14 protein-coding genes, 2 tRNA genes, 3 rRNA genes and 1 pseudogene are annotated in these 22,260 nt (G+C 55.7%); 7 read left to right on the top strand and 13 right to left on the bottom strand.

Annotated features, from left to right (window positions below; translation table 11 throughout):
• Positions 1–3 precede the first annotated feature (3 nt).
• The 7 genes and pseudogenes from AMUC_RS13175 to AMUC_RS06510 form a co-directional block, all read right to left on the bottom strand.
• A pseudogene (locus AMUC_RS13175) lies at positions 4–318 on the bottom strand (alpha-N-acetylglucosaminidase N-terminal domain-containing protein); the annotation flags it as partial.
• A 142-nt stretch (positions 319–460) separates the two neighbouring features.
• Positions 461–576 (bottom strand): 5S ribosomal RNA (gene rrf, locus AMUC_RS06535).
• Between the two features lie 238 nt (positions 577–814).
• Positions 815–3,650: ribosomal RNA gene (locus AMUC_RS06530) — 23S ribosomal RNA — on the bottom strand.
• Positions 3,651–3,858: 208 nt separating this feature from the next.
• Positions 3,859–3,935 (bottom strand) — tRNA-Ile (locus AMUC_RS06525).
• Positions 3,936–3,959: 24 nt separating this feature from the next.
• A tRNA-Ala gene (locus AMUC_RS06520) sits at positions 3,960–4,035 on the bottom strand.
• 168 nt (positions 4,036–4,203) lie between these two features.
• A 16S ribosomal RNA gene (locus AMUC_RS06515) occupies positions 4,204–5,715 on the bottom strand.
• The 16S, 23S and 5S rRNA genes sit together here with 2 tRNA genes alongside, the layout of an rRNA operon.
• Positions 5,716–5,757: 42 nt before the next feature.
• Positions 5,758–6,111: a hypothetical protein gene (locus AMUC_RS06510; RefSeq protein WP_042447530.1), complete on the bottom strand. Its 354-nt coding sequence runs from the start codon at positions 6,109–6,111 to the stop codon at positions 5,758–5,760.
• A 459-nt stretch (positions 6,112–6,570) separates the two neighbouring features.
• Between AMUC_RS06510 and AMUC_RS06505 the strand changes: the two genes are divergently transcribed.
• The gene (locus AMUC_RS06505; RefSeq protein WP_128191278.1) at positions 6,571–7,041 is read left to right on the top strand and encodes a hypothetical protein; all 471 of its coding nucleotides are present in this window, start codon (positions 6,571–6,573) and stop codon (positions 7,039–7,041) included.
• A 75-nt stretch (positions 7,042–7,116) separates the two neighbouring features.
• Positions 7,117–8,229, top strand: a complete 1,113-nt coding sequence (gene aroB, locus AMUC_RS06500) for a 3-dehydroquinate synthase (protein WP_012420258.1) — start codon at positions 7,117–7,119, stop codon at positions 8,227–8,229.
• Between the two features lie 216 nt (positions 8,230–8,445).
• Here the strand turns inward: aroB and AMUC_RS06495 are convergent, their stop codons facing one another.
• Positions 8,446–8,862, bottom strand: coding sequence for a hypothetical protein (locus AMUC_RS06495; RefSeq protein ID WP_012420257.1), 417 nt, complete (start codon positions 8,860–8,862; stop codon positions 8,446–8,448).
• A 297-nt stretch (positions 8,863–9,159) separates the two neighbouring features.
• On the opposite strand from AMUC_RS06495, the gene AMUC_RS06490 reads away from it, so the two are divergent.
• From AMUC_RS06490 to AMUC_RS06475, 3 genes are all read left to right on the top strand, one after another.
• The gene (locus tag AMUC_RS06490) at positions 9,160–10,437 is read left to right on the top strand and encodes a Gfo/Idh/MocA family protein (RefSeq protein WP_012420256.1); all 1,278 of its coding nucleotides are present in this window, start codon (positions 9,160–9,162) and stop codon (positions 10,435–10,437) included.
• A gap of 31 nt (positions 10,438–10,468) precedes the next feature.
• On the top strand, positions 10,469–11,173 hold the full coding sequence (locus tag AMUC_RS06485; protein WP_012420255.1) for a cytochrome c3 family protein: 705 nt from the start codon (positions 10,469–10,471) through the stop codon (positions 11,171–11,173).
• A gap of 278 nt (positions 11,174–11,451) precedes the next feature.
• Positions 11,452–14,421: a 4Fe-4S dicluster domain-containing protein gene (locus AMUC_RS06475; protein WP_052294460.1), complete on the top strand. Its 2,970-nt coding sequence runs from the start codon at positions 11,452–11,454 to the stop codon at positions 14,419–14,421.
• Positions 14,422–14,528: 107 nt separating this feature from the next.
• Here AMUC_RS06475 and AMUC_RS06470 read toward each other — a convergent pair whose 3' ends face one another.
• From AMUC_RS06470 to AMUC_RS06460, 3 genes are all read right to left on the bottom strand, one after another.
• Positions 14,529–14,972, bottom strand: coding sequence for a hypothetical protein (locus AMUC_RS06470; protein WP_012420253.1), 444 nt, complete (start codon positions 14,970–14,972; stop codon positions 14,529–14,531).
• A 137-nt stretch (positions 14,973–15,109) separates the two neighbouring features.
• Positions 15,110–17,176: an ATP-dependent DNA helicase RecG gene (recG, locus tag AMUC_RS06465; RefSeq protein ID WP_042447962.1), complete on the bottom strand. Its 2,067-nt coding sequence runs from the start codon at positions 17,174–17,176 to the stop codon at positions 15,110–15,112.
• A gap of 46 nt (positions 17,177–17,222) precedes the next feature.
• A complete protein-coding gene (locus AMUC_RS06460; RefSeq protein WP_012420251.1) occupies positions 17,223–17,894 on the bottom strand; it encodes a peptidoglycan recognition protein family protein in 672 nt (223 codons plus the stop codon).
• A 253-nt stretch (positions 17,895–18,147) separates the two neighbouring features.
• Here AMUC_RS06460 and AMUC_RS06455 point away from each other — a divergent pair, with 253 nt between their 5' ends.
• Both AMUC_RS06455 and AMUC_RS06450 read left to right on the top strand, forming a co-directional pair.
• Positions 18,148–19,974: a phosphoenolpyruvate carboxykinase (GTP) gene (locus AMUC_RS06455; RefSeq protein ID WP_012420250.1), complete on the top strand. Its 1,827-nt coding sequence runs from the start codon at positions 18,148–18,150 to the stop codon at positions 19,972–19,974.
• A 282-nt stretch (positions 19,975–20,256) separates the two neighbouring features.
• A complete protein-coding gene (locus tag AMUC_RS06450; protein ID WP_012420249.1) occupies positions 20,257–21,006 on the top strand; it encodes a PEP-CTERM sorting domain-containing protein in 750 nt (249 codons plus the stop codon).
• A 55-nt stretch (positions 21,007–21,061) separates the two neighbouring features.
• Here AMUC_RS06450 and acpS read toward each other — a convergent pair whose 3' ends face one another.
• Together acpS and AMUC_RS06440 are read right to left on the bottom strand one after the other, a co-directional pair.
• A complete protein-coding gene (gene acpS, locus AMUC_RS06445) occupies positions 21,062–21,448 on the bottom strand; it encodes a holo-ACP synthase (RefSeq protein ID WP_012420248.1) in 387 nt (128 codons plus the stop codon).
• 34 nt (positions 21,449–21,482) lie between these two features.
• Positions 21,483–22,223, bottom strand: coding sequence for a pyridoxine 5'-phosphate synthase (locus AMUC_RS06440; protein WP_012420247.1), 741 nt, complete (start codon positions 22,221–22,223; stop codon positions 21,483–21,485).
• Positions 22,224–22,260 lie beyond the last annotated feature (37 nt).

Raw genomic sequence — 22,260 nt, 5'->3', positions numbered from 1 at the left:
GGAAGGAAGCGTTATCCGATTTCCGTTCCACGAAAAATGGACCTTGGCTATATTCTTTAAATACCATCCATAACCCGCCACCAAGCGGCGTACATCTGACGCCTCCACCCGGATACCTCCGGCAATACCGGAAATAGTGATCTTGTTGCCCTGATCCGGATTTAAGTGGAACAAGACAGAACCCTTTGCCGAGGGAGTTACACGCGCCACTACATCTTCAGCCGCCGCCACAGGCGATCTTTCTGCGGCAGATACACAAACAAGCGGAGAAATGGCAGTTCCAAGAAGCGCCCCGGCGGCAAAAGCATGAGAAAACATAGTAACACTAATACATACAAAAAATACGACATCTTACAAGAAGGAAACTAACTAAGAGAATGTAGGGGGAGAAGAACGGGACCGAGCAAGAAAAGAACAGGCCCCGCGAGTCAAGTGACTGGCGGGGCCTGATGGAAAAAAATCCCGGCGGCGACCTACTCTTGCGGGACCTGTCGTCCGACTACCATTGGCGCGGCAGCGTTTCACTTCCGGGTTCGGAACGGGACCGGGTGGGACCACTGCGCTCTGGCCACCGGGCTTCAGGGGGAAGAGGTGATTTTTTCTTCATCCTGCCTGCCCGGGAGCCCTGCTTTTTTGGGGGCTTCTGAGTGAGGGATTTTTTTCAGGGTATGTGTGTGGCGGCTAAGAAGATTTCCGTCCTTTGTGTGGGAAGGGATTCAGCGTAAACTGACATCTGCGTGGCTGGTGGTTGATGAACATGCACAGGTAAATGAGACAAGAGCAAGTTGTCATTCACGACGGGGAGTGATGTAATATGATGAAGTCAATTGGTAATTAGTATCGCTCGGCTCAATACATTGCTGCACTTACACCTGCGACCTATCAACGTGGTGGTCTTCCACGAACCTGTAGGGAAAACTCATCTTGGGAAGGGCTTGGCGCTTAGATGCTTTCAGCGCTTATCCCGTCCGCACTTAGCTACTCGGCCATGCACTTGACAGTACAACCGATGCACCAGTGGTGCGTCAGACCCGGTCCTCTCGTACTAAGGTCTGAACCCCTCAATTTTCCAACGCCCACAGAGGATAGAGGACCGAACTGTCTCGCGACGTTCTGAACCCAGCTCGCGTGCCGCTTTAACCGGCGAACAGCCGGACCCTTGGGACCTTCTCCAGCCCCAGGATGCGACGAGCCGACATCGAGGTGCCAAACCACGCCGTCGATATGAACTCTTGGGCGTGATCAGCCTGTTATCCCTAAGGTACCTTTTATCCGTTGAGCGACGGCAATTCCACTTTCTACCGCCGGATCACTTGGGCCTGCTTTCGCATCTGCTCGACTTGTTGGTCTCACAGTTAGGCGGGCTTATGCCCATGCACTCGACACCCGGTTGCCAACCGGGCTGAGCCCACCTTCGCGCTCCTCCGTTACTCTTTGGGAGGATACCGCCCCAGTAAAACTGACCGGCTGACACGGTCCTCTGGCCGGATTCACGGCTCAGGGTTAGATCCTCCAGTTTCAAAGGGTGGTGTCTCATTGATGACTCGGACGCCCCCTAAAGGGCGTCTTCAGCGTCTCCCACTTACTCTGAGCATTAAAACCGAAGAAACAATGACAGCTTACAGTTAAGGTCTATAGGGTCTTTCCGTCCTTCTGCGGGTAGGCGGCATCTTCACCGCCACTACAATTTCACTGAGCGCCTGGTTGAGACAGTGCCCAACTCGTTTCACGATTCGTGCAGGTCGGAACTTACCCGACAAGGAATTTCGCTACCTTAGGACCGTTATAGTTACGGCCGACATTCACCGGGACTTGGGTTTAGAGCTTCGCCTTGCGGCTAACCCCTTGCCTTAATCTTTCGGCATTGGTCACGTGTCACACCCTATACTTCGACTTGCGTCTTTGCAGAGTGCTGTGTTTTTGATAAACAGTCGGTTGGGCCATTTCTCTGCGGCCTGCATCGCTGCAGGCACCCCTTCTTCCGAAGTTACGGGGCTAATTTGCCGAGTTCCTTAACCAGGTTTCACTCTTACGCCTTGGTATATTCTACCCACCCACCTGTGTCGGTTTGCGGTACGGGTCGCTTAGCATACGCTGGGGCTTTTCTTGGCACTCGATCCAATGATGCGCTGAGTCCGTGGACTCAACTCGGAATTCAATAACCTAGTCATCTTTTCTCATGCGTCCCCCCAGTTTAAGGGTTGCGAGCTCAGGATTATTAACCTGATGTCCATCGCCTACGCCTCTCGGCCTCGGCTTAGGTCCCGGCTAACCCAGGGACGAAACACGTTGCCCTGGAAACCTCGGGTTTACGGCGGCCGGGGATTTCACCCGGCTTAACGTTACTCATGTCTGCATACTCACTTGCATGTGCTCCAGGGTCAGTCGCCATCGCCCTTCGACGCGCATGCAACGCTCTTCTACCACTCTGCCTTGCGGCAAAGTCCAGAGCTTCGGTATAACGCTTGATCGCCAATCATTTTCGGCGCAGGATCACTCGATGAGTAAGCTATTACGCATTTTTTAAATGGTGGCTGCTTCTAAGCCAACATCCTCACTGTCTGTGTAATCCCACATCCTTTCCACTGAGCGTTATTTAGGCACCTTAGCTGCTGATCTGGGTTGTTTCCCTCTCGACAATGAAGCTTATCCCCCACTGTCTCACTGCCACGTTCCATTGCACGGTATTCGGAGTTTGATAAGGTTTGGTAAGCGGGTGTGCCCCCTAGCCTTGTCAGTGCTCTACCCCCGCGCATCAGCACGTGACGCTGCACCTAAATGCATTTCGAAGAGAACCAGCTATCACGGGGTTTGATTAGCCTTTCACTCCTACCCTCAGCTCATCAGAGAACTTTTCAACGTTCACCTGTTCGGTCCTCCACATGGTTTTACCCATGCTTCAACCTGGCCAAGGGTAGGTCACCTCCGCTTCGGGTCCAGTACCTGCGACTTATTGCGCCCTGTTCGGACTTGCTTTCGCTGCGACTCCGGGCCGGAAGCCCTTAGTCTTGCCACAAACACTGACTCGCAGACTCATTAAACAAAAGGCACGCCATCGCAGATTGCTCTGCTCTGACACTTTGTAGACATACGGTTTCAGGTTCTATTTCACTCCGCTCACAGCGGTTCTTTTCACCTTTCCCTCGCGGTACTTGTTCACTATCGGTCGCCAACTAGTATTTAGCCTTGCGCGGTGGTCCGCGCGGGTTCATACATCGTTCCACGTGTGATGTATTACTCAGGATACCACTAATTCCCACTCTGGATTTCGTCTACAGGGCTTTCACCTTCTCCGGCCAGCCTTTCCAGGCTGTTCTACTATCCAGTATGGTCGAATATGACGTGGTCCTACAACCCCGAAGGAATACCTTCGGTTTGGGCTCCATCCGCTTTCGCTCGCCACTACTTACGGAATCGATTTCTCTTTCTTTTCCTCCGCTTACTGAGATGTTTCACTTCAGCGGGTTTCGCGTTTCATACCCTATGTATTCAGGTATGAACGATCGAGTATTGCCTCGATCAGGTTACCCCATTCGGATATCCCCGGATCATCGCTTGCTTGCAGCTTCCCGAGGCTTTTCGCAGCTTGCCGCGTCCTTCTTCGCCTGTTGGCACCAAGGCATTCACCGTACGCCCTTACTTACTTCATCATATTGCAAAAGCTGTTACCACTTCCACAATACCACAAAGCCCTTTCGTGACTTACTGTATTGTCTCATTGCTTGGTATGCATGTTTATCTTGTGTTTTGTAGTTGTTGTTCAACTACCCACTTTGTTGGAAAGCGATTGCTTCTCAGCAATCGTTTTCTTTGCCACGCAGATGTCAATTTTCGCTTTCCCTCAATAATCGATTTTGCTGGTGGGCCTGACAGGACTTGAACCTGTGACCCCGCGCTTATCAAGCGCGTGCTCTAACCAACTGAGCTACAGGCCCGGCTTTGGGTCTCTTTCCCGAAACTGGTGGAGGCACGGGGACTCGAACCCCGGACATCCAGCTTGCAAAGCTGGCGCTCTACCAACTGAGCTATACCCCCAGTTGCGGTTCTCGGTGAAAAAAGGTCGTCACGCACGTCGTGCCAGGTTTCGCTCCAGGCGTCTGGCTGTTTACACATCTTTGGTTCGTTGCGGGCCCTCGCGGGTTCCGCTTTCTCTCCCCTCGGGAAGAGATCCGACCTGTGCACTTCCGTGCACTTGCTCCATAGAAAGGAGGTGATCCAGCCGCAGGTTCCCCTACGGCTACCTTGTTACGACTTCATCCCAGTTACCAGTCTCACCTTAGGACCCTGCCTCCTTGCGGTTGGCTTCAGATACTTCGGGTGCGACCGGCTTCCATGATGTGACGGGCGGTGTGTACAAGACCCGGGAACGTATTCACGGCGCCGTAGCTGATGCGCCATTACTAGCGATTCCGGCTTCGTGTAGGCGGGTTGCAGCCTACAGTCCGAACTGGGCCCAGTTTTTAGGATTTCCTCCGCCTCGCGGCTTCGGCCCCCTCTGTACTGGGCATTGTAGTACGTGTGCAGCCCTGGGCATAAGGGCCATACTGACCTGACGTCGTCCCCACCTTCCTCCCAGTTGATCTGGGCAGTCTCGCCAGAGTCCCCACCTTCACGTGCTGGTAACTGGCAACAGGGGTTGCGCTCGTTGCTGGACTTAACCAAACATCTCACGACACGAGCTGACGACGGCCATGCAGCACCTGTGTAACGCCTCCGAAGAGTCGCATGCTTTCACATGTTGTTCATTACATGTCAAGCCCAGGTAAGGTTCTTCGCGTTGCATCGAATTAAGCCACATACTCCACCGCTTGTGCGGGTCCCCGTCAATTTCTTTGAGTTTTAATCTTGCGACCGTACTCCCCAGGCGGCACGCTTAACGCGTTAGCTCCGGCACGCAGGGGGTCGATTCCCCGCACACCAAGCGTGCACCGTTTACTGCCAGGACTACAGGGGTATCTAATCCCTTTCGCTCCCCTGGCCTTCGTGCCTCAGCGTCAGTTAATGTCCAGGAACCCGCCTTCGCCACGAGTGTTCCTCTCGATATCTACGCATTTCACTGCTACACCGAGAATTCCGGTTCCCCCTCCATTACTCTAGTCTCGCAGTATCATGTGCCGTCCGCGGGTTGAGCCCGCGCCTTTCACACACGACTTACGAAACAGCCTACGCACGCTTTACGCCCAGTGATTCCGAACAACGCTTGAGACCTCTGTATTACCGCGGCTGCTGGCACAGAGTTAGCCGTCTCTTCCTCTTGTGGTACTATCTTTTTAATTTGCTCCCACATGACAGGGGTTTACAATCCGAAGACCTTCATTCCCCCACGCGGCGTCGCACCATCAGGGTTTCCCCCATTGTGAATGATTCTCGACTGCTGCCACCCGTAGGTGTCTGGACCGTGTCTCAGTTCCAGTGTGGCCGGACATCCTCTCAGACCGGCTACCCGTCATCGCCTTGGTGAGCCGTTACCTCACCAACTAACTAATAGGCCGCGAGCCCATCCCCAAGCGCATTGCTGCTTTAATCTTTCGATACTATGCGGTATTAATCCCAGTTTCCCAGGGCTATCCCGCTCTCGGGGGCAGGTTACTCACGTGTTACTCACCCGTGCGCCACTAGAGAATTATTAGCAAGCTAGCAATTCTCTCGTTCGACTTGCATGTCTTATCCACGCCGCCAGCGTTCGTTCTGAGCCAGAATCAAACTCTCCATCAAATTAATTTTTGAAATTGCTGGACCAAATGGAATCTTGCGATTTCATTTGCGCCATGCTTCAGCCAGCTCTTCCTCCAAGTTGTGTCTCTTGAAGGCCTCTTCGCTCTGCCTCGCACGGCGCGCGTCACGACCTTTTTTCTTTCCCCTTGCTTCTACCAAACCACCCCTCTCAGAGCTAGGTCGCTCCTTCGGGCTTTTACCCCTCAGACACCTCTCGGCACCCTCGGAAAACCCTCGGCGGTTTCGGTAGTCATTCCCTTGAAATCTTCTTATCGCAACCCCTTCCGGGGTTTTCTCCGGGTGGCCGGCTCCAGCCGCTTCCAGCGCTCTTCCGAGCCCTTCAGCCGCCGGGCTTTTCATCCCGTCGCCGTGTTGGCGTGCCGAGAAATCTATCATACCACACCTTTTTGTCAATTTTTTTCGTGCTCTTTTTTGCGTCCGCTTATTCCCGCCACCCCCTCAATACCCACATAACCTACATATCATGAACAGTATATGCTTTTGTCATACTGCCTCTTTCCACCGCATCTTTTTTTGAACGTCCCTCTCTTCCCTGCTCTTGTACCCTACCTTTCTTCGAGAAAAACCTATAACAGGCCTATATATTCCCCTTTCCATGAATACCGATTTTCTAATCGGCCGGAATTTTCAGAGAAAGAGAGCCTTCCAACATAAAAAAGGCCCTTCCCCGCACCAATGAACATACCCTGTTCGGCAACCATCGACATGAACATTATTTCTTCGAATTTTGTCTAACAGAGCATGAAGAATCAGGAAATACACTTGCCAACGCCCAATCCCGAGCATCCTTATGGAGGAGGAAACGGACGTTACCGTTTTCCGGATATCAACGGCATGAATTTACTGGGAGACAATATTTCCCTGCCTCCTATCGTTCCAAAAAGTTTCCATATCATGCTGACTGTTTTTCACCCGGAAACTTTGTACGGAATGAAAAAGTGGCTTCCCTTCTGCGAGGACCTCCGCAAACAGTACAAACATACGCCAACCCCGGTGGAATATAGCATTTTGCTGGTTCTGCAGCCACCCCCCATTGAAGGTGATGTCCCCGCCTTTACACAGGCTCTGGGGGATTTTCCGGATTTTTACATGAAGACCAATTCCCTGATTTCCTATTATGACCAGTCTTTTGTACGCCGCAGACTTTCCCTTCACAAGAAGGCGGAAACAGCGATTGTCCTTCTGGACGGCAACGGCAATATCATCTGGAAGGATGACGGCGGGTTCACGGCCTCACGCGCGGAGCATTTGAAAGTTATCCTGGAAACTCTTTCTCCGCTGGCACCCAGGACAAGAACGCATTAAAAGGAGAATGCGTCTTCTTCGCCTCATCCGCACTTTCCGTTTGAGGTTCCCTCCGGAATATCCCATACTGGCCTCATGCCTACCATTTCTCTTGCTCTCGGTGAACGTTCCTACGACATCCACGTGGAAAACGGAGCACTGGACCGTACCGGAGAGTTTGCCTACCGCGCCGGTCTGGACGGCAAGATTGCGGTTATCACGGACAGCTGCGTCGCCCCACTTTATGCAGAGCGCGTAATGAAGTCCCTGGAGAGCGCGGGATTCATGCCCAGCCTGCACGTAGTGAATGCCGGGGAAGCTTCCAAAAATATGCTTCAGGCCCAGGAGCTGTGTTCCGAACTGGTCCGGGCCGGGCTTGACCGCACCGGATGCATCGCCGCTCTGGGCGGCGGCGTAGTAGGGGATCTGGCCGGCTTCATCGCTTCCATTTATTACCGGGGCATCCCCTTCATGCAAATTCCAACAACGGTGGTCGCCCAGGTGGACAGTTCCGTAGGAGGAAAGACTGCCGTCAATATTCCAGAAGGGAAAAATCTTGTAGGAGCCTTTCATCAGCCGTCCGTCGTGGTAATCGACCCTACCACGCTGGTGACTTTGGATCGACGTACGCTGGCGGAAGGTTTGGCGGAAGCCGTCAAGCACGCAGCTATCAAAGACGCTTCCATGCTTCATGAATTGAAAGGGCTGGGGCCGGAACTCTCCATCGGCTTCTCCCTGAATACTATTGCCAGGCTTCCTGACCTAATCTCCCGGAACGTGGCCATTAAGGCCCGCATTGTAGAAAATGATGAATTGGAAACTCTGGATATCCGGGCTCTGCTCAATTTCGGCCACACCATCGGCCACGGCATTGAAGCTGCCGTCCCTTACGGAACCATCCTTCACGGGGAAGCAGTGGCGCTCGGCATGCGCGCCGCCCTGTTTCTGAGTGAACGGAAAGCCGGTTTAAGTTCTTCCGATGCCAACAAGATCCTTCGCACGCTTCAGGCGCTGGAACTTCCCTTGGTTCTTCCGGACGGCATTGATACGGCAACTGTTCTTCAAAAAACGGCATCAGACAAAAAGTTCCGGGCCGGAACCATCCGCTTTGTTCTGCTTTCCAAAGCAGGGGAGGCAGGCATTTCTACGAAAATTACTCGGGAAGATATGGCGGAAGCCATTGAAGAATTGCGCCGCCCCCTGGATTGAGTTTACCACCCGTGGCCCTTTGTTCTCCAGCAAGAAAACTCCGGGAGTCGGGCTGTACAGATATTTTCCCCTTCTCTTCGCGCATTTTCCCATCAGGAAGAGGAAAGGATTTACCGGGGGACCTGATACCATATCAAACCACCCTTCATTCCGGCAAAACGGAATGGAGAGGAACATTGGAGTAATTACCCAATTCCCGGCACGGGGAATTTATTTTTACGGCTCTTCCGCGGTAGGTTCAAATCCATCCACATCCAGAGGCACACTGCCCGTGTATTCCCCGGTATCGAAATGAATTCCTTTCAAAGCATCTTCCAGAGACGAAGAACCATAACATTCCCGGCTGGCCAGACGCATCAATTCATTTGCAATATTTACGGCTTCTTCATTGGGAATATCCCCGGGCAGGGAGGCAGCCAGCTCTTTCACCTCCGCCGCGTGGGCGTTTGCCGTAGCCTGATCCTGAATAAGCAGCAGAACGGCCAGAATTTTTTCTCCCGGAGTTTTAGGAACGGCCTGTTCGCTGGGAACCGAAACATCCCGGGGATGATCCTGCTTCTTGCCGCCGTCACAGGCAACAAACACTAACGCCGCCAAAAAAGCCGTAGAAGGAATGAGATTTCGCTTCATCATGATGATTGGTTGAAAAGCCGGAGGCCTCATTGAATTCATCATGAACACTGAAGATTCCGGAGTCAAATCAGTTTTTATCCTTAAAAACTGTTTTTCAGGCAACATATCTCTTTAACCTCTGCCTCTCGTTCTGAACGCAGGAAACAGCCCTTCCCATTTAATAGGCAAAATATAGGGAGTTCATTGACTCCCTCCGCAAGGCACCATTTCCGAGAATGACGGTTGCGCCTATTTTTTGTGTCACCATTTCAATACGACGTTTGATTTCACAGGACGTCACCGTATAATTCCCCTGAGATGGGTTACCCTATTTGGAACAGACGCCGTTTTTTGAAAACCGCCGCAGGAACAGCCGGATTCCTGGCCTTCATGCCCTGCCTGAACGCAGAAGAGGCCCTGACGAACGCAAAACCGCTCAAGGTGGGCCTGGTAGGCTGCGGAGGCCGAGGCCTGGGCGCCATGAAAAACGCTCTGGACGCCGATCCCGGAACAATTGCCTGGGCATTGGCAGACGTGTTTCAGGAACGTATCGATTTCGGTGCCAAATTGCTGGCGGAACAGTACGGCAACCGAGCCCAGCTGGACAGGAGCCGCCTGTTCAGCGGCCTGGACAGTTACAAGAGACTGCTGCAAACGGATATTGACGTAGTTCTGCTCTGCACTCCCCCCGCTTTCCGTCCGGAACATTTAGCGGCGGCCGTTGACGCCAGCAAACATATTTATGCGGAAAAACCTGTGGCAGTGGACGTTCCCGGCGTGCTTTCCGTACTGGAATCCGCACGGCTGGCAAAACTCAAAAATCTGGTGATTCTGGACGGCTTCTGCTGGCGCTACGACAAGGCGAATGAGGAAGCCCACCGCAAGCTTTCCTCCGGGCAGCTGGGCCGTGTCCTCTCCTTTGACGGGTTATATTACACCACTCCTCCCAAGTCTCCGCTGGCCCTGGATTCCCGACCTTCCTCCGATACGGACGTGGCATGGGCGCTACGCAACTGGACCGCATGGAACTGGCTGAGCGGAGGCCAGTTTGTGGAACAAATCGTCCATACGATTGACGGCATGGTCTGGTCCATGAACGAGCAGCTTCCTCTGGCGGCTTTCGGCTCCGGAGGACGCGCCCAGCGCCGGGATGACGGCGACGTATGGGATCATTACGACGTTTATTTTGAGTACGGCCACAACGTAACGGCCCACATTTCATGCAGACAGTGGGTTGGCTGCCACGGGGAAATCGTGGACCGCACCATCTGCGAAAAAGGAATGCTGGTTACTCCCTACCGTCCCTACATTCAGGCGAATAACCGCTGGCGTTTCCGCGGGGAACGCGGCAATATGTACGCAGACACGCATGTGGCCTTTTACCGTTTCCTGCGCTCCGGCACCTGGACCCAGACACTGGAAAGCGCAGCCAATAAGACCCTGGCTGCCATCATGGGGCGTGAAGCGGCCCACACAGGCCAGCGCATTACCTGGGAACAGATTAAGAAAAGCACCGCACGGCTGGTGCCTGAAGACCTGACGATGGATACGCCCCTGCCGCCCGCCCGCATCCCGCGCCCGGGCAGAACGGCCTGACGGAGGCTCCATCCCTTTCTCTCTACGGTTCATGGCCAACATCTTTCCACCCAATACCAACAAGCGCTTTTACGGGATTGCCGCCCTGGTTGCGCTCGCTGCCGCGTTCGTACTGGGGGGAATATATTATGTTAATTTCAGCATTCCGGAGTATGAACCCGTGCAGCCCGTCCGCTTTTCCCACAAACTTCACGCCGGAGATCTGAAGATGAGCTGCACGGCTTGCCACAGCGCCGCACAGCGCTCATCCAGAGCCGGCATTCCGGATACGAAGTCCTGTCTGGGCTGCCACCAGCATATTCTTCCGGACAGCCCGCTCATCGCCCCCCTGAGGGAGGCGGCGGACCCGCAATACCCCGGTTACACAGGAGAACCGGTCCGCTGGGTGATGGTCAACCGCCTGTCCGGTCACGCCTATTTTAACCACATGGCCCACCTGAACCGGGGCATCGGCTGCACGTCCTGCCATGGAGACGTGGCGGGCATGGAACGCATCAGGGCTCCACGCGATGCCCGCATGCAATGGTGTCTGGACTGCCACCGCAATCCGGCTCCCCATCTGCGCCCGCTGGAGGAAACGGCCAGTTCCCGTTATTCCGCCGCAGACTACCTCCGCACGCATTCCATCCGGGATGGAGAAGGGAAAAGCATCCAAACCCCGCTTCAACTGGGAAATTTTCTGAAACGCCAATGGAAAATTCAACCGAAGACGGATTGCACCGCATGCCATCACTGACCTCCATGGCCTGTTTGACATCCGCGGCGCCAAAGTTATTCCTCCCTGCGTTCCCGGATACTGCGTAATAAAAAGACCAAAGGACTTTTCATTAAATGATTCCTTCCTTGAATCCGTAATCAATGACATTGAATTCCACAAGAAAGATTTCCTCCTGTTCCCTGTTTATCCGTTATTGGCCCGGAGATAAAGACCGCCGTCAATCACCACTTGATTTCATCCTTCGGATTTCCTAAAAAAAGCCATCCCTGTTTCATCAATCCCCATCATTACCCGGTTTGACTCCCCTCCCTCCATTTTCCCAGAATGAAGTTCCCCAGAACCACCCCGCTTTTCTTCCGGAAGAAGAACGGGGGATGACGCGGCGTTCCTTCATGAAATGGATGGGTGCAGGGGCAGCCCTGGCAGGGATAGGGCTGCCGGCCTGCCGCCGTGTGGAAAAATACCTGGTTCCCTATAACGAAGGGCCTGAATGGTCTGTTCCCGGCGTGGAAACGGCTTACGCTACCTGCCTGACCATGGGAGGAAACGCGCAACCTGTACTGGCCGCCTGTTATGAAGGACGCCCCGTCAAATTGATTCCCTCCCTGCAATACCCGGAAGGTCCGGGGTTGCCGGCTGCGGCTCAGGCCTCCATTCTGGACCTTTACGACCCCGGCCGCAGCAAGCATATCCTGTTCAACGGCAATCCGGCCTCCGAAGACGAATTCCGGGGAGCCTTTTCTTCCTGGTCCCGCAATCTTCGGGATGGTGGCGGCATCGGCCTTCTCCTTCCCCCTTCGGCTTCCCCTCTGCTCCATTCCATGCTGGAGGAAATCACCCGGAAAAATTCACTCGTGCGCATCTACCGGTATTCCCCCGTGCCTGAACCGGGTTCCGGCATGCAGGCGGGGCTGCCGGAAGAAGTACGGTTCCGCGTGCGTTTTGCGCGCGCCAGGCGCATCCTCTCCCTGGATTGCGATTTTCTTCATCAAAACCCCTATGGAAACACGCGCGACTTCATTGCGTCCCGCTCCCCGGAAGGGCTTTATTACAAAGAAGAAAACAGGAACCGAACACGCCTTTACGCCGTGGAGGGACGCGTTTCCCTGACCGGGGCCCATGCCGACCACAGGCTACCCGTTCCTCCCGCACGCCTGGCGTTTTTCCTGGAGGAATTGTTCCGCTATCTTTCCAGCAAAAAAAACTCCGGACAAACGCTTCCCCCTCCCCGGCGAACGGACCATCCCCTGACGGAAAGGGAACTCAACTGGCTTCGCCACTGTGCGGATGACTTATTCAGCCACTCCGGAGAAAGCGTGATCCTCCTGGGGGACAATCATCCGGAATTATCCGGCATCGTCTGGAAGCTCAACTGTCTTCTCGGCTCCATGGGGACATGCATCCAGTTGCTAAAGGCACCGCGCCCAACTCCCTATGGCACGCTGGACGATCTTGTTCGGGACATCCGGGGGAAAAAGGTGGAAATCGTTTTTTTACTGGATGCGGGAAATCCCGTGCTGGATTCCGGGCACAGTTCCGGACTGTCGGAAGCCCTGAACAGGGTGGAAAGCATCCACCTTGGAATGTATGAAGATGAAACCTCCCGCGTCTGCCGCTGGCACCTGCCGGCAGCCCACTTTCTGGAATCATGGGGGGTGGAGCGGGATTACCGGGGCAGATTTTGCTATCGCCAGCCCGTCATTCTTCCCCTGTACGGGGGCATTTCTCCGGAAGAAGTGCTGTCCGGCCTGCTTTCCTCCAAAGGCCATCTCTCCACGGCGGACAATTCCCCCACCCACCTCTCTCCCGTTTACCACAGAGCGCGCAAATGCTTTGAACGCGCCGTGAATCCGGAAAATAAAACTGCGGCCTGGGCTCAGGCGCTTCAGCGCGGCTATTCGGAAGAAACGGCCTATGCTCCCCTGTCCCCGCAGGAAGAAACGGCTCTTGGAACAGCCATGATGCAAACGCCCGCAGCGCCTTTTGGCGGCCACGGGAAAAAATTGGGAACCGGGATGCTGGAATTGCAATTCCGCGCGGACTATTCCATTGGGGACGGACGCTGGAAACGCAATGCATGGATGCAGGAATGCCCGGACCCAATAACAGGCGTCAGCTGGGCGGCGTCCGCACAGGTTTCCCCCGCCACCTTTCTGCGGCTGGGAGGTTCGGATTCCGGGCCCATGCACTGCACGCTTACCGCCCCCGCCACGCAAATGGAAGTCATCCTGTGCCCCATTCCGGGAGTGGCGGATAATCTCATTATTCTTCCTCTGGGTTATGGCGGGATCAACCACGTAGCGGAAAGGCAGGAAAATTCCGGCGGATATGAACTCCGCAGACAGGTGGAAAAAACGGAAGCATACGGCATTGCCCCGGAACAGATTGCCTTGGCTGCCCTCCGGGAGCGGACGGAAGCCATTCAAAGCCCCGTTGTGCAGCCTGCCCCGTTCTCCCTGCATCCCGGTCCGTCCCGCGTCCCGCCTCCCCCTCCCGGCGCGGATGCCGTTTACCAGTGGAAAATGGCCATTGACACGTCCCGTTGCATCGGCTGTAACGCCTGCATGATTGCTTGCCGCGCGGAAAATAACATTCCCGTAGTGGGGCGTGACCAGATGGCCAGGGGCCGCGCCCTGGACTGGATACGCATCGACAGGTACTTCACGGAGGAAGGGACGCTCACCTCCATCCCCGTGGCCTGCCAGCAGTGCGGCAAGGCCCCATGCGAATCCGTATGCCCCGTCAATGCCACCGTGCATACTGCGGAAGGCCTGAACGCCATGGTGTACGCCCGGTGCTGGGGTACCCGGTACTGCGCCACCAACTGCCCGTACAAGGCTCGGCGCTTCAATTTTTTTGATTACGCCAAAGCATCGGAACAGGCCACGCGCCTTCAGCGCAATCCCAATGTAACCGTTCGCTCCCGCGGCGTCATGGAAAAATGCACCTACTGCGTCCAAATGGTGGAACGTGCCAAAATCCGGCACAAATCCCGGTTGATGAAGGAGCATCCGGGCCAGCCATCCACCTCCATCCATGTGACGGCCCAGGACATGCTGCTTCCGGACGGGGCGGCTCAAACGGCCTGCCAGCTCGCATGCCCGATGGGAGCCATCACCTTCGGCAATGTGCTGGACCCCGCCGCAGCCGTTTTCCGCGCCAAGTCCCTGCCGCGCCACCAGGATCTCCTCTCCTGCCTGGGCACGTCTCCCGGAACGGGCTACCTGGTTCCGGCAAGAAACCCCAATCCGGCCATGGAGAAATAAAATGCCCTGCCCGGAAATTGATAAAAAACGGCCCTTCCTTAAAAAATAAGGCCGCCTTCTTCAGGAGGCGGCCTTACCAGTCAAAGGTCTTTTGATAAGCTGGTCACTCAATCTTCCACAATTTGCTCCACGGTCGTAATCGTTTCCACCACGTCGATGTTGGCGGCGTCGGCAAAATCATTCACCGCCTTGAGCAAAGCCGGAGTCATCAGCTTGTCCTTTTGAATGCGCTCGCAATTTTCCAGCATATCCACGATGGTGTCCTGGGCGTCTCCGTTCAATTTGGTGATGCGGATAGCCTGCTCGGAAGTAAGCCTCATCTTTTCCATGGACTTGTCCAGCTGCTTGGCCTGCTGGGTCAACGCATTGAGCTGCTTAATGGCGATTTCAACCGCAGCGTTGTCCTTCACGTCGTCCAAAACCTTGTTGGCGGAAGAAATCAGGTCGATATTCTGCTTGACCATCTGCACGGGATCGGCAGCGTTCTGGGCAAAGGCGGAAGCGGAGCATACGATGGCCACCACAGGGAGTACTTGATACGTTTGAATCATTGTTTTATCGGTGTTCGGGTTGAAGAAGAAACATCTTCTTTGCCTCTTTAGATTCATTCCGGCGGATAAATCGTTGCCCTCTTATCTGTCATGCGCCTCTTACAAGCTGACCGTCAGCAAACGGTAGAAAAACAATCTTACCCGGCCACACGCCTCCCCGCCCCGTCTTCCAGCAAAAAACGGAGAGGGCGGTATTTGGCGGATTCCAGATTGGGATCTTCCGCCAGAATAGCCTCCGCCAGCTGCCGCCCGCGGTGAATCAGGCGCGCATCCAGCAGCCATTCCTCAAAACGTACGCCCTTCAGGCCGCTCTGGGACGTACCCAGCACGTCTCCAGGGCCGCGTAACCTCAAATCCTGTTCCGCCAGGTCAAATCCATTCGCCGTAGTTTCCACGATGCGCAACTTCTCCCATTGCTCATCCTCCGGACGGGCGTCCGTCATCAAAATGCAGTAGGACTTGTGCGACCCGCGGCCGATGCGCCCCCGGAGCTGATGAAGCTGGGAAAGCCCGAAACTTTCCGCATTATTGATGATCATCACCGTGGCATTCGGAACATCCACCCCCACCTCCACCACCGTGGTGGACACCAGCACGCTGATGCGGTTGGAGCGGAAATCCTTCATCACCGCCTCTTTTTCCTCTGAAGACATCCTGCCGTGCAGCAGCCCCACATCCACATGAGGCAGCAGAGCCTTCCACTCGTCCCATTCCTTCGTCACGGCTTTCCCCTTCCGGGAATCCTCTCCGTCAATCAGGGGGGAAACCACGTAAATCTGCCTCCCTTCCTCCAGCTGGTTCCGAACGAAAGCCAGCACTTTTCCCTTATCCTTCTCCGTCCGGATGGCTGTTACGACCGCCCCGCGCCCCCTGGGCACGCCGTCCAGGATGGAAACGTCAAGCTCCCCGTAAAAAGTCAGCGTCAGCGTGCGGGGGATAGGGGTAGCGGTCATCACCAGCACGTCGGGGCGCTCTTCCCGGTCAATCAGCTTCTCCCGCTGATTCACGCCGAATTTGTGCTGTTCGTCAATCACGACCAGCCCCACACGCTCCGGCACATTTTTCCCGTACAGCAGGGCATGCGTGCCAACCACAATCCCGCCCTGCTTCCCGAACGACACATGGGATTCTTCCTTCCTGTCCGCCGTCACCAGGGAAACAGGCACATCCAGCTTGTCCAGCATCTGCCGGAACTTCAAATAATGCTGTTCCGCCAGAATCTGCGTGGGCGCCATCATCACGGCGGAATAACCGTGTTCCACAGCCAGCAGCATGGCGCACAGAGCCACCAGCGTCTTTCCGGACCCGACATCCCCCTGAAGCAGGCGGTTCATGGAACGGGGGGCTTTCATATCCCGGTAAATCTCCCTCACGCAGCGCTTCTGAGCCTCCGTCAGCTCAAACGGCAGGGAATCCGCCAGATCCTTCACCAAATGGCTGGAACCTGCGGTCCTCATGCCGGGCACTTCATCCGCCCGCCTTCTTCTGTAGGCCACGTTCAACTGCTGAGCAAGGCATTCCTCCAACGCAAAACGGCGCCGCGCCCGGTCCCGGGCCTCTGCGGTCTCAGGAAAATGAAGATCCCTCAATGCCGTTTTGCACGGAGTGTCCGGCACAAACTCATACACCTCCGGTTCCGGAGCCGGGGAAAGCCTGGACAGCGTCTCCCATACGATTTCTCGCAGCCTGCGGACCGCAATCCCCATGCGGCCGCCATACACGGGAACAATGCGGTTCAAATGAATGGACTGCTCATCTCCTTCCCGGATAATTTCAAAATCCGGATGCACCATGCTGAGCTTTTTCCCATACGGTTTCATGCGCCCGTATACAATCATCTCCTGCCCGGCGCACAACATCCTGGCTACGCCCGGCATGCTGAACCACAGGCAGGAAAAACGGGTCTGCCCCAAAGACTGCTCATCCGCCAGCACGGCTTCCACATACCGGCCGCGGCCCTTGCCGCCCCGTCCGCCCCAGCCTTTCCAGCCCACATCCACCACCCTTCCTCTCAGGCAGACGGGCACACCGGAAGACAGGGAATCATAGCGGTCAAACATGCGGCGGTCTTCATACCTGCGCGGAAGCATGAACAACAAATCCCGTACGGAGGCCATTCCCGCCGCCTGCATGGCCGCCAACTCTCTGGGGCGGATAAAAACGCATTCCTCCAGAGAAGACGTTAAAAGCAATTCTCCAGCCATGAACCCAAGAACGTATCCCTTATCATGCACCATGTGCGCGTACCCGTCAGAACGCTGCGGCGGGCCGTGTCTCCAGACAGCGCCTGTAATAATCCACGCGGGAAATGAACCAGCTCCATTTATGTCCCGGACGGCCGTTGGTCAGCAGCGGGGCCGGGCAATTCTTCCCCGTCCAATAATAATGGGGTACCACATTACGGAGCGGAATATGGTACTGCTTCATCAGCACTGCCGTCAGCTTGGCGGAGCGGTTCCAGGTAACAATGGGGTTATGGCTCCTTACCTCCCCCATCTCAATGCCGATGGAGTACATGTCTCCGGGGCCGCCCCGGTCTGCGTGGCGGCCCGTCTCATTCAGCGGAATATGCTGGACGGCACGGTACTGGTCCACCGTAAAATGCCAGTTCAGGGACCCCATGGCCCCCCTTTTCAATGCCCGGGCATGCGCCGCGGCGTCACCCTTGGGATTGGCTGTGCTGTGAATCGTGATAAACCGCGGATGCATGGAATGGGCGGCCCGGCGAGCACGGGAGCGCGGGGACATGAAATCACGGTTAATGTGCACCTCTCTGGACATCTGGGCCATCGTGCGCGGCACGGGAGGCACATTCTGAATCCTGAAGCTGACGGCGGGCGGGCGCGGGGCGTCCGAACACGCCGCCAGCAAAGCCGGCAGCATCAGAAACACCGCATTTGCCGACAACATTCTGACATTCATGATTCTTCCCTAGACTATCGCAGACGAGCTGGCAAGCAGATTTCCAGTCAAAACAGTCTTTTTCACCCTTTCCGAAACACGGCAGCAGGAAAAAGGGATATCCTGAAGAAAGCCCCCGCGCACAGCCATCCGGCAATCAGGGCAACGCCTTTCCCCGCATGCGGTTTCCATGCCCGGAGAAACAAAACCGCCCCATAAAAAGCCGCACGGGAAGCTTGCCAACGGCTATTTCCGTGCATACACTATCTTCACCATGAGTACCACTCACGAAGCAGCTAAGAAGTGGGTCGAAGAAATCGCCCAGCTTTGCCAACCCGACTCCATCTACTGGTGCAACGGCTCTCAGGAAGAAAATGACGAGCTTTGCAACATGATGGTAGAAAAGGGCACCTTTATCAAACTGAACCCCGAGAAGCGCCCCGGGTGCTTCCTCGCCCGTTCCACCCCCTCCGATGTAGCCCGTGTGGAAGACCGCACGTTCATCTGCAGCGAGAAGGAAGAAGACGCCGGCCCGACCAACCACTGGGCTGATCCCGTTGAAATGAAGGCCAAACTGAAGGGCCTCTTCAATGGCTGCATGAAGGGCCGTACCATGTACGTGATTCCCTTCTGCATGGGTCCCCTGGACTCCCCCCTGGCCAAAATCGGCATTGAAATCACGGACTCTCCCTATGTCGTGACCAACATGCGCATCATGACCAAGATGGGTGAACAGGTTCTCAAGCGCCTGGAAGACGAAGTCAAGGGCGGCGGCAACCCGAAGCGTGACGGTTACGGGACATTCGTTCCCTGCCTCCACACCGTGGGCGCTCCGCTTGCGGACGGCCAGGTTGACGTGCCGTGGCCCTGCAACGAAGAAAAGTACATCTGCCACTTCCCGGAAACGGAAGAAATCTGGTCCTTCGGTTCCGGTTACGGCGGCAACGCCCTGCTCGGCAAAAAGTGCCTGGCCCTGCGCATCGCCTCCGCCATCGCCCGCAAGAACAAGTGGATGGCTGAACACATGCTCCTTCTGGGCATTGAATCCCCGGACGGCACCAAGGCCTACGTCGGCGGCGCATTCCCGTCCGCCTGCGGCAAGACCAACCTGGCCATGCTCGTCCCCCCCGCCTCCTACCGGGAAGCCGGCTGGAAAACCTCCATCATCGGTGACGACATCGCCTGGATCTGGCCCCATGAAGACGGCACCTTCCATGCCATCAACCCGGAAAACGGCTACTTCGGCGTGGCTCCCGGCACGTCCTACAAGACGAACCCGATCGCCATGGACACCATCAAGGAAAACGTCATCTTCACCAACGTCGGTCTGACCGACGACGGCGACGTCTGGTGGGAAGGCATGGACGGCCCCGCTCCCGCCCACGCCATCGACTGGCAGGGCAATGACTGGACCCCGGATTGCGGACGCAAGTGCGCTCATCCGAACGCCCGTTTCACCGCCCCCGCCTCCCAGTGCCCGACGATTGATCCCGAATGGCAGAACCCGGAAGGCGTTTCCCTTTCCGCGATCCTGTTCGGCGGCCGCCGCGCCACCACCATGCCCCTCGTCTTCCAGTCCCGCGACTGGACGCACGGCGTTTACGTCGGTGCGACGATGGGTTCGGAAATGACCGCCGCCGCCTTCGGCAACATCGGTCAGGTCCGCCGCGACCCGATGGCCATGCTTCCCTTCATCGGCTACCATGTGGGCGACTACTGGCAGCACTGGCTGGACATGGGCAAAACCGTTGCCAATCCTCCGCTGATCTTCAACGTGAACTGGTTCCGCAAGGACAAGAACGGCAACTTCATCTGGCCGGGCTACGGCGACAACATGCGCGTTCTCGACTGGATTCTGCGCCGCGCCAAGGGCAAGGCTGAAGGCCAGAAGACCGTGCTGGGCGTCTCCCCGACCTATGCCGAACTGGATAAGACGGGCCTCGACTACAGCGAAGAACAGTTCAACGCCAACATGGCTCTCAACCCGAGCGAATGGCAGGCTGAACTGGAAAGCCAGACCGAGCTGTTCGACAAGGTGGGCAAAAAGCTCCCGGCCGAACTGGAAGAACAGCGCCAGCTTCTCATCAAGAGCTTTTCTTAAAAGTCCACCTGACTTAAGAAAAAACTCTTAAGGCAGAGGCCGCCCTTTAACAGGGCGGCCTCTTTTATTCCATAGCAACGAATTTCAAATCCGTTTTACAAGAAAAAAATCTATAATTTTCTCGTTTTCTGTATGGAACAGTGAAAATAAACAAACGAAAAAAGAAACCAATCTTGTAATAGGGATATTTTCAAAAACCTATTTATCAATGGGTTAATATAGAAAAACATTCAACGAATTTGAAAATCGTTGAATCTTTTTGCAATTACGTGCTATTGTCATATGGCTATCAATCTATCCATTAAAAAATATTTGCCGCTGGCAGCAGGGCTGCTTTTCTGTGGTGCGGCAAAGGCGGCGGAGACAGCTACCTATACATGGGATTTTTCCTCCGCGGCTGCCGTCATGGGGGGAACTGCTACAGGTAATTTCAATACTGCCCAAGATGCAGAGAAGGGGACGGTTCTTACCGGTTCCACCTTTGACGAACGCGGTACAAATGTATTCCGGGAAATGCTGAACGGAGCCCTTTCCGGGGAGGGGACCATGAGCATCACCATGGACATCTCATGGGGAGGCAACAATTCCCTTGAAAATATCATTCACGTTGCCCGCAGCGGATTCGGCTTCAGCCTGGGACTCAGCAATGGGGCTGTTGCCATCAACTCCGGCAATCTCTCCTCCGGAGGAGCAATCGCAGAAGCCGGACTGACGGCAAATACGTGGACAAACGTAACCGTTGATATCCTGGGACATGACGTAACCGTTACTCTTGATAATGGTACTGCCGCCAGCACCGCAACCGTTTCTATCAGCGATATCGACTGGTACACCGGAACCGCGGACGGAGGAGATACCCAAAACGAGATGTACAGCATTGGACATCGTGCTCCCGGTTGGAATAATGACGGCTTGAACGGCACGAAACTGAGTTCGCTCTCCGTCTCTTATGCCGCTGTTCCGGAACCCTCCACAGCGGCATTGTCTCTGCTTGCGTTCGCGGGATTTGCCGCACGCAGAAGGAGAAAATAACTTCCCTTTCCTCCTTTAATGCCAGCCGTTCCTTTCTTCCCAGGGAACGGCTTTTTTATTGCGCCAAGGCAATAACGGTGGCGGCGGCGCTCAACCTGGAATGGGTCATGGTCAGGAACCAGCCCGTAATGCCCAGCTCCCGGGCGGTCACTCCCGCAGCCCCGTGCAAAAGAATGGAAGGAACTCCCGCATCGCCGCGCACCACCTCCACATCCGTAAAAGCGCACTTCGCCCCGATTCCCGTTCCCAGGGCTTTCGCCACGGCCTCCTTGGCCGCAAAGCGCGCCGCCAGATGCGGCACGGGATCCGCGTGCTTCCGGCAATAAGCCCACTCATCAGGGGTGCAGATGCGCAACGCAAACGCCTCCCCGTTTTTCCGCAGGGCCTGGCGTACGCGTTCCATATCCGCCAAATCCATTCCCAATCCTGCAATGCGGCTCATACTCCGGCAACCGGGATCAATTGAAACGGCGCAATCAGCTCAGGCGGTCGATCGCCTGGCGCATTTCCCTCACGGCCTGCTCCATCCCCACAAAAAGAGCGCGGGATACAATCGTATGGCCGATGTTCAGCTCATGCAGGTAAGGGACGCCAGCCAGCAGCTGTTCCAGATTCTGGTAATTGATGCCATGGCCCGCATTCACCTGGATACCCAGGGAATGGGCCAGTTCCGCGGCGCGTTTCAAACGGGCCAGTTCCTCCGTGCGCTCCCTGCCGGAATGGTTGGCAAAACATCCGGTATGCAACTCAATCATGGGGGCGCCCAGGCGGGCGGCAGCCTCCACCTGGGGCACTTCCGGATCAATGAACAGGCTCACCTGAATGCCGTTGTCGGCCATTCTTGCCATGGTGGGAGCCAGATCCTTTTCATGAAAAACGGCGTCCAGGCCGCCTTCCGTAGTGATTTCCTCGCGCTTCTCCGGAACCATGCAGATATAGTCCGGTTTCAGCCGCAGGGCAAAATCCACCATCTCCGGGGTATTTCCCATTTCCAGGTTCAGGGGAAGGGCCACGCTCTCCCGGACGCTCAGGGCATCCGCATCCTGCATGTGGCGGCGGTCGCCCCGGACATGGAGGGTGATGGAATCCGCCCCGCCCCTTTGCGCCGCATAAGCGGCGTCCAAAACACTCGGCTCCACATTGAAGGAATCCAGCATGGTCGCGTAGCGGGCCTGCCTCAACGTGGCGATGTGGTCTATATTTACACCTAGCAGCATATCGGTTTTAAGACAAAGGGGCGGGGACGAACATTCA

Origin of the sequence: Akkermansia muciniphila ATCC BAA-835, from assembly GCF_000020225.1 — a bacterium.
In the GTDB taxonomy this organism is placed as follows: Bacteria; Verrucomicrobiota; Verrucomicrobiia; order Verrucomicrobiales; family Akkermansiaceae; genus Akkermansia; species Akkermansia muciniphila.
This window is presented reverse-complemented; position numbering and strand designations above follow the sequence as displayed.

Bases quoted from the DNA above. Each gene is read 5' to 3' on its own strand.
- AMUC_RS06510 (WP_042447530.1), bottom strand. From the start codon at position 6,111: ATGATAGATTTCTCGGCACGCCAACACGGCGACGGGATGAAAAGCCCG.
- AMUC_RS06505 (WP_128191278.1), top strand. From the start codon at position 6,571: ATGAATTTACTGGGAGACAATATTTCCCTGCCTCCTATCGTTCCAAAA.
- aroB (WP_012420258.1), top strand. From the start codon at position 7,117: ATGCCTACCATTTCTCTTGCTCTCGGTGAACGTTCCTACGACATCCAC.
- AMUC_RS06495 (WP_012420257.1), bottom strand. From the start codon at position 8,862: ATGATGAAGCGAAATCTCATTCCTTCTACGGCTTTTTTGGCGGCGTTA.
- AMUC_RS06490 (WP_012420256.1), top strand. From the start codon at position 9,160: ATGGGTTACCCTATTTGGAACAGACGCCGTTTTTTGAAAACCGCCGCA.
- AMUC_RS06485 (WP_012420255.1), top strand. From the start codon at position 10,469: ATGGCCAACATCTTTCCACCCAATACCAACAAGCGCTTTTACGGGATT.
- AMUC_RS06470 (WP_012420253.1), bottom strand. From the start codon at position 14,972: ATGATTCAAACGTATCAAGTACTCCCTGTGGTGGCCATCGTATGCTCC.
- recG (WP_042447962.1), bottom strand. From the start codon at position 17,176: ATGGCTGGAGAATTGCTTTTAACGTCTTCTCTGGAGGAATGCGTTTTT.
- AMUC_RS06460 (WP_012420251.1), bottom strand. From the start codon at position 17,894: ATGAATGTCAGAATGTTGTCGGCAAATGCGGTGTTTCTGATGCTGCCG.
- AMUC_RS06455 (WP_012420250.1), top strand. From the start codon at position 18,148: ATGAGTACCACTCACGAAGCAGCTAAGAAGTGGGTCGAAGAAATCGCC.
- AMUC_RS06450 (WP_012420249.1), top strand. From the start codon at position 20,257: ATGGCTATCAATCTATCCATTAAAAAATATTTGCCGCTGGCAGCAGGG.
- acpS (WP_012420248.1), bottom strand. From the start codon at position 21,448: ATGAGCCGCATTGCAGGATTGGGAATGGATTTGGCGGATATGGAACGC.
- AMUC_RS06440 (WP_012420247.1), bottom strand. From the start codon at position 22,223: ATGCTGCTAGGTGTAAATATAGACCACATCGCCACGTTGAGGCAGGCC.